The organism is Pseudoxanthomonas sp. GM95, from assembly GCF_900109775.1.
Taxonomy (GTDB): domain Bacteria; phylum Pseudomonadota; class Gammaproteobacteria; order Xanthomonadales; family Xanthomonadaceae; genus Pseudoxanthomonas_A.
In genome coordinates this window covers 1,681,719-1,695,439 of sequence record NZ_FOAX01000001.1, presented here as the reverse complement: position 1 = coordinate 1,695,439, position 13,721 = coordinate 1,681,719, and the positions used below count along the sequence as shown (strand labels likewise).

At 64.2% G+C, this 13,721-nt stretch carries 6 protein-coding genes; all 6 read left to right on the top strand.

From position 1 onward, the window contains the following. The first annotated feature begins 25 nt into the window (after window positions 1-25). The 6 genes from BMZ17_RS07805 (at window position 26) to BMZ17_RS07780 (ending at window position 13,696) form a co-directional block, all read left to right on the top strand. Window positions 26-1,576 carry a family 43 glycosylhydrolase gene (locus tag BMZ17_RS07805; protein ID WP_254775247.1) on the top strand — a complete coding sequence of 517 codons (1,551 nt, stop codon included), beginning with the start codon at window positions 26-28 and terminating at the stop codon, window positions 1,574-1,576. Between the two features lie 231 nt (window positions 1,577-1,807). After that, the gene (locus BMZ17_RS07800; protein ID WP_093137856.1) at window positions 1,808-4,201 is read left to right on the top strand and encodes a glycoside hydrolase family 127 protein; all 2,394 of its coding nucleotides are present in this window, start codon (window positions 1,808-1,810) and stop codon (window positions 4,199-4,201) included. Window positions 4,202-4,262: 61 nt separating this feature from the next. Next, on the top strand, window positions 4,263-5,879 hold the full coding sequence (locus tag BMZ17_RS07795) for a glycoside hydrolase family 27 protein (protein WP_093137853.1): 1,617 nt from the start codon (window positions 4,263-4,265) through the stop codon (window positions 5,877-5,879). A 314-nt stretch (window positions 5,880-6,193) separates the two neighbouring features. Beyond that, complete coding sequence (locus tag BMZ17_RS07790) at window positions 6,194-9,088, top strand: TonB-dependent receptor plug domain-containing protein (RefSeq protein ID WP_093138108.1); 2,895 nt, start codon at window positions 6,194-6,196, stop codon at window positions 9,086-9,088. 113 nt (window positions 9,089-9,201) lie between these two features. Further along, a complete protein-coding gene (locus BMZ17_RS07785) occupies window positions 9,202-10,308 on the top strand; it encodes a glycoside hydrolase family 43 protein (protein ID WP_254775215.1) in 1,107 nt (368 codons plus the stop codon). A gap of 304 nt (window positions 10,309-10,612) precedes the next feature. Continuing rightward, window positions 10,613-13,696 carry a TonB-dependent receptor gene (locus BMZ17_RS07780; RefSeq protein ID WP_093137846.1) on the top strand — a complete coding sequence of 1,028 codons (3,084 nt, stop codon included), beginning with the start codon at window positions 10,613-10,615 and terminating at the stop codon, window positions 13,694-13,696. Window positions 13,697-13,721 lie beyond the last annotated feature (25 nt).

Here is a 13,721-nt window from a genome sequence, read left to right as displayed (position 1 = left end):
GCGCGTGCAGCCGCGTTTGCTGGCGATCATCGGATTGATCGGGTGGGCGTGCGCCTCCAGCGCACAGCAACCGGCCTCGCGGCAGGTGCAAGCCCACGTCAATCCGATCATGGCCGACGGCCAGTACTACTCGGCCGATCCGGCGCCGCTGGTGGCCGATGGAAGACTTTACATCTTGGCCGGGCGCGACGAAGCCGCACCGGACGTCAACGACTTTGTGATGAAGGAATGGCAACTGCTGGTCACCGACGATGTCGCCGGCGGGCGCTGGACGCATTATCCGGCGATCCTCAAGCCCGAGCAGGTATTTGCCTGGGCCGCGCCGGGCCGCGCCTATGCGGGGCAGATCGTGCAGGGGCCAGACCGGCGCTACTACCTGTATGCGCCGGTAGAAGAGCGCGATTCGACAAACCCCGACCGCTTCGCCATCGGCGTGGCGGTGGCCGACAGTCCGCTGGGACCCTGGCGTGACGCGCACCGCCAAGGACCAATCGTGTCGCAGTCGCTGCCGGAGCGAAACGACATCCAGAACATCGACCCGACGGTGATGGTGGATGACGATGGCCGCGTCTATCTGTATTGGGGCACGTTCGGCAAGCTGCGGGGGATTGAACTGGCGGCGGACATGCGCACGCCGATCGGGCATGCGGTGCAGGTCTCCACGCTCGATGGCTTCTTCGAGGCGCCTTGGCTGTTCAAGCGCAACGGGACCTACTACATGGCCTACGCCGGCAACAATGCCGGCCCCGATTCACCCTGCACGCCCGCGCGCTACCACGCCTGCATCGCCTATGGCACCGCGCCGTCGCCATTGGGTCCGTGGACCTACCGCGGCGTGGTGCTCGACCCGGTGTCCAGCACCACCTCGCATCCGGGCATCATCGCCTTCGGTGGCCAGTGGTACATGATCTATCACACCGCCGATGCCAGGGGCGGCGGGCATTTCCGCCGCAGCGTGGCCATCGACATGCTCGAATGGGACGACAGCGTCCGCCCGGCGCGAATGCGCAAGGTCGTGCAGACCCATCCTCCGCGCCCCGCGCTGAAGCCGCAGCGCAATATCGCCGCCGCCGCGCAGGCCAGCGCATCCAATAGTCCCGACATTCCGACCCAGTACTGGATCAAAGCGCTCAACGACGGCATCGTCCGCGCCAATCCGTTGCCGCCGGACATGTGGGGCAGCTGGACGCCGCACAATCCGGCCCGCCAATGGATCCAGTACCGATGGGGACGGCCGGTGACACTGGATGCCAGTCGCATCACGTTTTTCGCCGACCAGCCAGCCGGCGCATCGCAGGGCGTGGCACCACCGGCGCGCTGGCATCTTGAGTATCGCGACGATGGGCGTTGGCAGCCGGTCTTGCCGATCAGCGCTTATGGGGTCGCGCTAGGGGCAGCCAACACGGTGACGTTCAGGCCCGTGACCACCCGCTGCCTGCGCGCCGTGCTCGACGCGTCTGGCGGCGCGAGCCAGTACGCGGCCGTTGCGGTGCAGGAATGGGAAGCGCTGGCGCCGCAGCCGGTTTTGCTGGCCCCTGCGACGATGTCATCCGACACACGCTGCGACCTGGACTGATCCGCACGCTTGCCCGCTTCGTGCCGGATTCCGCATGTCCCGGCACGCTGCAGCTCAAGACGGTGCTTGCACGTCGGTGTGATAGTCGCTCTAGCGAGGCGCAGGCCTCGATCTTCATGCCCCGCCTGTCTCGCCGCCGTTGGCGCGTGAGTGGGGCTCGCCTATCGAGGACATCCAGATGCCGCTGCTCTATTTCCCTTCTCTGCGTGTAATGGCCAGCGAGCGCCGCGCATGAGTACGTCTTCCGATTCCACAAAGGTGCAGGCTTGTAGTCATGCGGTCAGCGACCTGTCGCGCCGCCGCTTTCTGCAATGGAGCGCGCTGGCGGTGGCGGCGGGGATGCTGCGCTTCCCGCGGGACGCTGCTGCATCCATCGCCGGCAAGGTGACCGCGCTGCCGCTGCAGGACGTGAGGCTGAAGCCGTCCATGTTCCTGGATTCGCTGCTGGTCAACCGGCGCTATCTGTTCGAGATCGAGCCGGACCGGCTGCTGCACAACTTCCTGCAATATGCCGGCCTGCCGCCCAAGGGCGAGGTCTATGGCGGCTGGGAAGGCGACACCATCGCCGGCCACACGCTGGGGCATTACCTCAGTGCGCTGTCCAAGCTGTATGCGCAGACCGGCGATATGCAGGTCAAGCAACGCATCGACTACATCGTGGCCCAGCTGGCCCGCGCCCAGGACCAGGACGCCGATGGCTACCTCGGTGGCCTGACCCGCAAGACCGACGCCGGCAAGATCGAGGGCGGTAAGGTCGTGTTCGAGGACGTACGGGCCGGCAAGGTCAAGGGCAGCGCCTTCAATATCAATGGCAGCTGGTCGCCGCTGTACACGGTGCACAAGTTGTTCGCCGGCCTGCTCGACGCCAATGAGCTGGCCGACAGCCCGCAGGCGCTAGAGGTGCTCACGCCGCTGGCGGCGTACCTGGCCGGGGTCTTCGACGCCCTCAACCACGATCAGATGCAGAGCCTGCTGGACACCGAGTTCGGCGGCCTCAACGAGTCCTATATCGAACTGGGCGCGCGCACCGGCAACGCGCGTTGGATTGCCATCGGCAAGCGGCTGCGCCACGACAAGATTATCGACCCTACCCTCGCGGGCAAGGATGACCTGCCGCACCATCACGCCAATACCCAAGTGCCCAAGTTCATCGGCGAGGCGCGCCAATTCGAAGTCGTGGGTGATGCGGATTCGGCAGCCGCGGCGCGCTTCTTCTGGGAGACGGTGACCAACCACTACAGCTACGTGATCGGCGGCAATGCAGACCGCGAGTATTTCCAGCAACCGGACACCATTGCCGCGTTCCTGACCGAGCAGACCTGCGAGCACTGCAACAGCTACAACATGCTCAAGCTGACCCGGCACCTGTACCAGTGGACGCCGCAGGCGCGGTACTTCGACTACTACGAGCGCACGCTGCACAACCACACGATGGCCGCGCAGCATCCGGCTACCGGCATGTTCACCTACATGACGCCGATGATCACCGGCGGCGAGCGCGGGTTCTCGGACAAGTTTGATTCGTTCTGGTGCTGCGTCGGCAGCGGCATGGAGGCGCACGCGCAGTTCGGCGACTCGATCTACTGGCAGGACGGCAGCGCGCTGTACGTCAACCTGTACATTCCCTCGACCCTGGACTGGAAACAGGGCGAGCTGGTGCTGGAGCTGGACAGCGGCATCCCGCATAACGGCCAGGTGCGCCTGCAGGTGACGCGTGCCGGGGCCAAGGCGCCGCAGCGCCTGATGCTGCGGATCCCGGCCTGGTGCGAGGGGCGTTACGCGCTCACGCTCAACGGGCGCAAGACCAGTGCCCACATGGAAGGCGGTTATGCATTGCTGGAGCGTCGCTTGAAGGCCGGCGATGTCATCGAGCTGGCGCTCGAAACGCCCTTGCGCCTGGAGCACGCCGCGGGCGATCCGGACAGCGTGGTGGTGATGCGCGGTCCATTGGCGCTGGCCGCCGACCTGGGGCCGGTCACCACGCCTTATGACGCCCCGGACCCTGCGCTGGTGGCCGATGTCTCGCCGCTGTCCGGCTTCGTGGCCCTGCCCGAGCCCGGGCGCTACCTGGCCAGCACCACGCGTCCGCAGGCGCTGGAGTTCGCGCCGTTCTACGCGCAGTACGACCGCCGCAGCGCACTGTATTTCAAGCGCATGGACTCCAAACAGTGGGCGCAGGAAGCGCAACGGCGCACGCGCGACAAGGCCGAGCATGCCGCATTGCTGGCCAGTGCGGTGGACATGATCCAGTTCGGCAACGAGGCCTCCGAACAGGCGCATAAGCTCACCAGCGATACCTCTTTCGGTGGCGCCTACCGAAGGCAGGAATGCCGCGACGTGCGCGGCAAGGGGTTCGTCGAATTCCAGATGAAGAGCAGCGATGCGCCGCTGGCGTTGCGGCTGCGTTTCTGGGGGAGCGACAAGGGCCGCTTCAACATCCTCATCAACGGCCAGCTGGCCGTGGAGGTCAAGGTCGAGCGCGGGCAGGTGATCGACTTCGTCGACCACGACTACCCGCTGCCGCCGGCGCTGACGCGCGAGGCCCAATCGCTGACCTTCCGTTTCGAGCCACAGCACGGCGATACGGCCGGACCGCTGTTCGGCGGCTGGTTGATTCCGGCCTGAGCGCACACGCGCTACGCCTGCATTGGGCGTGGCGCCTTCTTCGATGATCACGGGAGGCGCCATGGCGCGTATCGGACTGGTTATTCCATTTCACGTGGTTGTAAAGCCCGTGCTTCTTGCCTTGGTGTTGGGCACAGCCGTCGCCGCGTTCGCCGGCTGCGCGCATGCGCCGCCGCTCGCACAACAGGCTGCGGTGACTGCTGAAGCCAGTTCGCTGGAAGGTGTCTGGGTCTTTGCCAAAGGGCCCTCATTCCCTGGGCCGCGCTACCTGCGGATCGCAATGAGAGACGGCCAGCCGCAAGGCAGCCTGACCACCGACTGGTATGGCGATGTACCGATGAATCGGCTGCGCATCGAAGGCACGACCGCGTCATTCGAGATCGATAACGGCAACGCCAAGCTGCCCGCACGGCCGTGGACAGCCACGCTGCACGATGGGCATCTGCGCGTGCAGGGTCGGATCTGGGACGAGCAGGTCGATATCGTCGGCCTGCGCGGCAGCGAGGCCGACGCGGCGCGGCTGGCATTTCCGGCACAAGCCTTGCCCGTGATGCAGGGGCTGGCGCCGGATGGACAAGCCGCCACGCCGCCGATGGGCTGGAGCAGCTGGAATAAGTTCGCCGATCGAATCGACGATGCCACCGTCCGGGGGATCGCTGATGCAATGGTGCGCAGCGGCCTGCGCGATGCCGGCTATCTCTATATCAACATCGACGACGGCTGGCAGGGCGCACGTGATGCCAGCGGCGTACTGCAGCCCAATGCACACTTTCCCGACATGAAAGCGCTGGCCGATTATGTGCATGCCAAGGGCCTCAAGCTGGGCATCTACAGTTCGCCAGGCCCTAAGACCTGTGCCGGCTATGTCGGCAGCTACGGTCATGTCGAGCAGGATGCGCGGGCCTGGGCGGAGTGGGGCATCGACTACGTCAAGTACGACTTGTGCTCGGGCGAGGGCATCTTCCGCACGCCGCTGCAGGTGCGGCAGGCCTATCTGAAAATGGGCTTGGCCCTGCGCGCGACCGGGCGCCCGATTCTCTACAGTCTGTGCCAGTACGGCCGCGACCACGTCGGCCAGTGGGGGCGCGACGTAGGTGGCCACCTGTGGCGCACGACGGGCGACATCGAGGATCGCTATGCGGTGATGGCCAGCATCGGCTTCGATCGGAATGGCGATGCGGCCGATGCCGGCCCCGGCGGCTGGAATGATCCGGACATGCTGGAGGTCGGCAACGGCGGCATGTCGCAAGCCGAATACCGAACGCACATGACGCTCTGGGCGTTGTCCGCTGCGCCGCTGCTGCTGGGCAACGATGTCCGCACGCTCGATCCAGTGACGCGGCAGCTGTTACTGAATCGGGACGTGATCGCGGTCGACCAGGATGCGCTGGGCCAGCAGGGGCGGCCGGTGCGCAGCGCGGGTGAGATGTCGCTGTGGCGAAAGGCGATGGCCGATGGCTCGGTGGTGATCGGGATTTTCAATCGCGGCGAAGCGACGCAGTCGTTCAATGTGTCGAGCGCGGATATCTCCCTGCCCGGAACACGCTGGAAAGCACGCGATCTCTGGTCCGGACGCGCGCTGAAACACGGTGTCGAGACTGTGTCAGTGCCGGCACATGGTGCCAGCATGATCCGGCTGTGGGCGCGGGAAGGCGCAGTGCGGGGCGCCACGCACTGACGGGCGACAAGCGCGCGGAAATCGTTGCTGGGTCCGTGCTGTTTTCCGCATCCACAGGCATCAAATGCGACAAGACGCTGCGGCGTCGTGAGCGGCACATTGTGACCGTGTGATTAAGAAAGCGTTGCGTTGTACGTAGGTCGAGATCTTGGGCCGCTCCTCGCGTGCATCGCTTTCCCGGTCATTCCCTGGCGCGTTCGCCAGCACGCAAGACAGATCAAGCCGATTCGCTGGCGCTTGCCGGTGCGGGGGACTGTTGCCCTCGATTGCCGTGGTACGCGCATCTCTGAGGAACTACCGCAATGACGCCCACGATGTTCGCTTCCGCCAACGCTGCACGCTTGCACGCGCCTCCACTCGCCACACGGCGCGGCCTCTCCATCGCGATCACCGCAGTGCTGGCGCTTGCCGGAGCGTCGCCGGTGTCAGCCCAGGAGGCTACTGCTTCTGGCGACGATGCGCCCAAGACCCTGGACAACGTCGTGGTCACCGGCTCGCGCCTGCGCCGCGTCGATACCGAGACCGCCAACCCGGTGGTGACCGTCACCCGCGAGCAGATCACCGCCACCGGCAAGGCGACCGTCGGCGACCTGCTGCAGGAACTGCCGTCCATCGCCGGCAACGCCACCAATCCCAATACCAACAATGGCGGCGGCACGGGCGCTTCGACGGTCTCGCTGCGCGGACTGGGCGACAAGCGCACGCTGGTGCTGGTCAATGGCACGCGCCTGGCCTACAACGACGTCAATGCGATTCCGGCCAGCATGATCGAGCGCATCGAAGTGCTGAGCGATGGCGCCTCGGCCGTGTATGGCTCCGATGCCATTGGCGGCGTGGTGAACTTCATCCTGCGCGATCGCTTCGAGGGCACGCAGTTCTCCACCGACTTCGGCAGCAGCTGGAAGGGCGACGGCAACCGCCGCAATTTCTCGCTCACCACCGGCAAGACTTGGGACCGCGGCAGCCTCGTCGCCGGCCTGTCCTATCACAATCTCGATGCAGTCTCGGCCGCCGAGCGTGACTACTCCAAGGACGCGCTGTACCTGATCGATGGCGCGTCGGTGAAGCAGGGGTCGTCGGCCACGCCGACCGGCTCGGTCAACTTCAACGATGGTTCGGCGGCGTCCACGGCACTGGCCACGGCCAACGGCTGTTCGCGCGTGACCCTCAATAGTGGCGTCAACGGTACGGCTGGTGCCAGCGACTTCCACTGCTATAGCGCAGCAAACGACTCTTACAACTATCAGCCTTACAACCTGCTGCAGACCCCGCAGGAGCGCACCAATGCGTTCGTGCTGGGGACTTTCCGGATCAACGACAACGTCGAGGCCTATCTCAATACGTGGTTCAGCAAGACCGAGTCGTCGTCGGTGATCGCGCCGATCCCGATCTTCGCCAATGGCGACAACTTCCTGGTCTCGGCCGACAGCTACTACAACCCGTATGGCGTGAACTTCGGAACTGATCGCACTACCGGCACCTCGTACAACGACCTCAATACCCGCATCACCGCGCTGGGCAATCGTCGCTACCAGTACAACACCTATAACCTGCAAGTGACGCCGGGCCTGCGCGGTAGCTTCGGCAGTAGCTCCTGGCAGTGGGATGCCAGCTTCAACTATGGCCGGGTCAAGCAGAAGTCGATCAACTACGGCTTCCTGGACTACGCCAAGTTCAACCAGGCCGTCGGTGCCTCGTTCATGGATAACGATGGCACGGTCAAGTGCGGGAGCGCCGGCAACTTGATCGCAGGCTGCACCCCGATCAACATCTTCAATATCAACGATGCCTCCAACACGGCCGCGCTGGAATCGATGCTGGTCAACCCGGTCGTCACCAGCGTCTACACGGTCAAGCAGTTCGAGGCCAACGCCAACGGCGAGCTGTTCGACCTGGCTGCCGGCACCGTGAGCCTGGCCGCAGGCCTGTCGTATCGCAAGGAGTCCACCAGCACGCAGGCCGATGCGCTATGGACAGCCGACGAGAACGGCCTGTGCAACGTGATCGAGTTTTGCGCCTCCACGCTCAATGGCAGCTTCGACGTCAAGGAAGCCTATGCCGAAGCGCTGCTGCCGCTGCTCAAGGATCTGCCGCTGGTCGAATCGCTGAACCTCACGCTCGGCTCGCGCTTCTCGGACTACAGCTCGGTCGGCAGCAAGACCAACAGCAAGGTCTCGCTGGAATACCGCCCGGTGCAGGACCTGCTGCTGCGGGCGACGGCCTCGCAGGTGTTTCGCGCGCCCAACATCAGCGAGCTGTATGCGGGCGTGGCCGGCGATGCAGCCACTGCCAATGACCCCTGCAACGGCTACACCGGTGGTCACGAGGCGGCCTGTGCGAACGTGCCCACCGACGGCAGCTACCAGCAGGCCGATGGACAAGTCTCGGGCAAGGCCTCGGGTGCGGCCGTGGCCGGCTACCAGTTGAAGCCGGAGACCGGCAAGTCCTATGACGTGGGCTTCGTCTACGATCCGCGCTGGCTCGATGGCCTGTCGCTGAGCGCGGACTGGTGGCGCATCGATCTGGAAGACACGATCACCACCGTCTCGGCGCAGACCGTGATGAACCAGTGCTACGCCAACTCGGCCAGCAGCTTCTGCGCGCTGATCCACCGCAACGGCAACGGCACCATAAACTATATCGCCGAGCCGACCGTGAACCTGGGCAAGCTCTGGGCACGCGGCATCGACTTCAACCTGGCCTATCGCCTGCCGGACACCCAGTGGGGCAAGTTCACCGCCAGCCTCAATGGCACCTACACCACGCAGTACGACATCCTGCCCGACACCACAGATCCGAGCACGGTCACCATCCACAACGCCGGCAAGTTCACCTATTCCTACGGCAACTTCCCGCGCTGGCGTGCGCTGGGCACGCTGAGCTGGAGCAAGGGTGACTGGAGTGCGGCGTGGCGTCTGCGCTATGTCGGCAAGACCGAGATCGGCAGCACAGATCTGGACCAGGGGCTGTCGGCCGATTCCGATCAGGCCGGCGTGGTCCGCGGCATCGGCGCCTACGTCTACAACAACGTGCAGGTGGGTTACCAGGTGACGCCGTGGCACACGCGCTTCGAAGTGGGTGTGGACAACATCACCAACAAGCAGCCGCCGCTGTATTACGCCAACAACGTGACCAACGCCAACACTGACGTGGCGACATACGACTTGCTGGGCCGCTTCATGTGGGCGCGCATGACGGTGACGTTCTAAGGCGGGGAGTGCGAGCCGCTGTTTGCGGTCTCGCGGGATGGCCGGCATGGCGCAAAGCGCCATGTCGGCTTTTCGTTTGATGAAACCGTCGAGCTGATATGAGGAGTTTGGAAATGAAGCAGGTGCATCCGTCATGCATGCCGTCGATCCTTGAACGATGGGCGAGGAGCGCTCGTGTCGATGTTCGCCAGGCATCGCGCATGAAGCGCCTGCTTGCCGTCACGGGCTTGCTGTTGTGGATGCCTCTATTGGCCTTGGCCGCCGACAAGCCTGCGACCATCGTTCCCGGTGCGCTGTGGCATGACCGCCAGGGCGAGGTGATCAATGCGCACGGCGCCGGCATGCTCAAGGCCCCCGATGGCCGCTATTACTGGTTTGGCGAGCACAAGATATCCGGCAAGGGCGGCAATGCCGCGCATGTGGGTGTGTCGGTCTATCAATCCAGCGACTTGTTGCACTGGAACGCGCGCGGCATCGCGTTGCCGGTATCGAAAGATCCTGATTCGGACATTGCAGACGGCGCCATCATCGAGCGGCCCAAGGTGCTGCATAACGCGGCGACCGGGAAGTACGTGATGTGGTTTCACCTGGAGCGGGCAGGGCACGGTTACAAGGATGCGCGCGTTGGCGTGGCTGTCGCTGATGCGCCAGCCGGGCCCTATCGTTACTTGCGCTCGTTCCAGCCCAACGGCCAGCAGTCGCGCGACATGACGCTGTTCCAGGATGACGGTGGCATCGCGTACCTCTTCTACAGCTCCGAACGCAACGCCACGATGCACGTGACGCGCCTGACCGATGATTACCTGGGCACCGAGCAGGACTACCAGCGCCTGTTCGTCGACCAGTGGTTAGAAGCACCGGCGATCTTCAAGCATGCCGGACGCTATTACTTCATGGGTTCGGAATGCACAGGCTGGAAGCCGAACACCGCGCACGGGGCGGCCGCGACATCGCCAATGGGCCCGTGGACCGAGTTCGGCAATCCCGCGCAGGGCGACGATGCCGCGCTCACCTTCCATAGCCAGAGTGCTTACGTGCTGCCCATGCCAGGGCAGCCGGGTCGCTTCATCTACATGGGCGATCGCTGGAATCCGGAGAACGCCATCGACGGGCGCTATGTATGGCTGCCGCTGCAACTTGAAGGCGATGGCTTTCGCGTCGATTGGCATGCGTCCTGGTCGTTGGACGAGGCGCAGAAAACGCACGTTCCATCGCGCTGATTCGAGAGGTGAAACGCGATCATGCGCAGATCCGCATGAAACGCGCGGTGCTCGGCCAAGACGCCTGATTTCAGCGCTCTATATTCAAGTTTCGTAAATCTAATGCTGCGTCATGACGCAGCATTAGACGCTGCGCATCGAACACGTGTCAGGGGCTTTTCAACGTGTTTCGGTGCATGTCAGCAACATCGAATACATGTCGGCATGTGTCGACATTGCCATCAAACGTAAATGCCAAACCGCTTTCCAAAAGGAAGCGGAAGGCGTGTGCGTGCGATAAACCCCACGACCAAGGACCCACCCGATGAACCTGTTGTCTCCCACATCCGCTACCTCGCGCCAGCAGCGCGTCGGTGCGCCGCAGGCAGGCCTGCGCCGTACGCTCCAGAAGAGCGCCCTGAGCCTGGCCTTGGGGCTATGCGTGGTCGGCGCGGTGCACGCGCAGTCCACCACCGGCAGCCTCTACGGCACCGCACCCGCAGAGGCGGGTATCACGGTGGTGGCCACCAACCAGAGTGGCGTCAGCCGCACCGTGCCGATCGGCGACAACGGCCGCTATAGCCTCAACGCGCTGCCGGTCGGTACCTATACCGTCGAGCTGCATCGCGGTGATACGGTGATCGAATCGCGCGAGAACGTTCTGCTCAAGGTCGGCACCGGCACCGAGGTGTCGTTCGTTGCAGCCAGTGGCGATGCGAAGAACCTGGCCGCCGTGTCGGTCACCGCCGCCAGCGCGCCGAAGATCGACGTGAGCAGCACCGTGTCGCGCTCGGTGGTCACCTCGCAGGAGCTGGCCACGCTGCCGCTGGGCCGCAGTGCCGAAGCGATCGCGCTGCTGGCGCCGGGCGCCGTGGCCGGCAATGGTGCCTTCGCCAACGGCAGCCGCTCGGTGGTGTCCTTCGGCGGCTCGGGCGTGACCGAGAACGCGTACTACATCAACGGCTTCAACGTCAGCAATCCGCTGAGCAACCTCGGCGGTGTTAGCCTGCCGTACGGCGTCATCGACCAGCAGGAAACCTACACCGGCGGCTACAGCGCCCGTTACGGCCGCTCCACCGGTGGCGTGATCAACCAGGTCGGCAAGCGCGGCACCAACGACTGGCATTACGGCTTCCAGGCCACCTGGGCGCCGGCCTCGCTGGCCAGTTCGCCGGGCGACATCTGGTACCCCAACGACACGCTGCCCGAAGGCTTTGGCTACCAGAACACCAGCCTGCCCGGCACGCTGTATCGCAGCCGCAGTGGCGACACCGAAACCAACACAACCTATAGCGCCTACGTCGGCGGCCCGCTGATCAAGGACCGCTTGTTCATCTTCATGGCGGGTGAGTCGGACAAGACCAGCGGTGTGTCGACCAACACCAGCGACGACAGCGTCCAGGCGCGCAACCATTACAGCTACAGCGCGCCGAAGTTCTACGGCAAGCTGGACTGGAACATCACCGATGACCACATCCTGGAATACACCCGCATCCAGAACAGCGACCGTCGTGCCGGCTACTACACCGCGTTCGACTACGACACGCTGACCGAAAGCGACCGCACCGGCACCTATCCGGATACCTACAAGCTCACCGACACTTACGACATCTTCAAGTACACCGGTTACTTGACCGACAACCTGACCCTGAGCGCCACCTGGGGCCAGAGCCGCGAGCAGGATTACCAGGCCAATCCGCTGAGCTCGGACCTGCCTTACATCAGTGGCAGGACCAACCAGGACCCGTCGATCACCGGCGGCACGCCGATCACCAACGACCAGGCCTCGACTTCGATCAAGGACGCCGATGCACAGAGCAAGACCCGCAACCTGCGCGTCGAGCTGGAATACCGCCTGGGCAACCACGACCTGACCGCCGGCGTGGACAACATGTACTACAACGCTTACGACGAAGGCAGCGACACCAGTGGCCCGGGCTATCGCTGGATCTACAGCAAGGCCTCCGACCCGACCGCAGAAATCTCGCCTAACCTCGGCGTCGGCGCGCCCGGTGGCGATGGCTATTACGTCAGCAAGTACATCTTCCGCAGCGCCACCAGCATGGCGGTGGAGCAGAAGGCGTTCTACCTGGAAGACCGCTGGCAGGTCAGCGACAACTGGCTGGTGACGATGGGCCTGCGCAACGACCAGTTCACCAACTACAACAGCGATCACGTCGCCTATGTCGACAGCGGCGACCAGTGGGCCCCACGCTTTGGCGCCAGCTGGGACGTGTTCGCTGATTCCTCGTTCAAGGTGTTCGCCAACCTCGGTCGCTACTATTTGGCGCTGCCCAACAGTGTGGCAATCCGCGGTGCATCGGCCTCGACCTACACCAACGAGTACTTCACCTACACCGGCATCGACGCCAACGGCGAGCCGACCGGCCTGACTGCACTGGGCTCCGGTCCGGTCTCGGCCAACGGCGAATACGGCCAGGCGCCCGATCCGAACTCGTTCGCGCCGAGCGACCTGAAGTCGCAGTACCAGGACGAACTGATCCTGGGCTTCGAGAAAACCATCGGCTCCAACTGGAACAGCGGCGCCAAGTTCACCTATCGCCAGCTGCAGTCGGCGATCGAAGACGTCTGCGATACCGCCAAGATCGGCGACAAGCTGGAGTCGATGGGCATCGATTCCAGCACGGTCACCATCCCCGGCTGCGTGATGTTTAACCCGGGCGAGACCAACACCTACAACCTCAGCAACGTCGACGGATCCGGCTACACCACCGTGCAGATGTCCTCATCTGACTGGGGCTTCAACCAGGGCGTCAAGCGAAAGTACGCGGCGGTGGACCTGTTCCTGGAGCATCCGTTCGCCAACAACTGGTATGCGCGCTTCGACTACACCTGGTCGCACAGCTACGGCAACGTCGAAGGCCAAGTGAAATCCGACACCGGCCAGACCGACGTATCCAAGACCACCTACTGGGATGCGGCCTCGCTGATGGAGTACGCCAGCGGTGACCTCGGTAACGATCGCCGCCACCAGTTCAAGGCGTTTGGCTACTACCAGTTCACGCCTGAGTGGGTGGCCTCGGCCACGTTGAAGGTCCTGTCCGGCACGCCCAAGTCCTGTCTGGGCTACTACGGCACCGACGAGTCCAACCCGATCTCCTACGGTTCGGCCTACCACTGGTGCGCCGGTGAGCCGTCGGCACCGGGCGACGCCGGTCGCACGCCGTGGACTTTCCAGCTGGACCTGGGCACCTCGTACCGCCCGGCGGTGTTCGACCACAAGCTGGCGTTTGGCTTGCAGGTCTTCAACGTGACCAACCAGCGCGTGCCGGTGGCCACCAACGTGACCTACGAAAGCTCGCCCTACACCGTGTCCAACACCTACGACCTGGGCAAGTACTACACCGAGCCGCGCTACGTGCGCCTGTCGATGTCGTATGACTTCTAACGTTTAACAGGATTGCTCAAGGAAG

What these genes read in the sequence shown, in the direction of transcription:
- BMZ17_RS07800 (WP_093137856.1), top strand. Translation starts at nt 1,808, where the DNA reads ATGAGTACGTCTTCCGATTCCACAAAGGTGCAGGCTTGTAGTCATGCG.
- BMZ17_RS07795 (WP_093137853.1), top strand. Translation starts at nt 4,263, where the DNA reads ATGGCGCGTATCGGACTGGTTATTCCATTTCACGTGGTTGTAAAGCCC.
- BMZ17_RS07790 (WP_093138108.1), top strand. Translation starts at nt 6,194, where the DNA reads ATGTTCGCTTCCGCCAACGCTGCACGCTTGCACGCGCCTCCACTCGCC.
- BMZ17_RS07785 (WP_254775215.1), top strand. Translation starts at nt 9,202, where the DNA reads ATGAAGCAGGTGCATCCGTCATGCATGCCGTCGATCCTTGAACGATGG.
- BMZ17_RS07780 (WP_093137846.1), top strand. Translation starts at nt 10,613, where the DNA reads ATGAACCTGTTGTCTCCCACATCCGCTACCTCGCGCCAGCAGCGCGTC.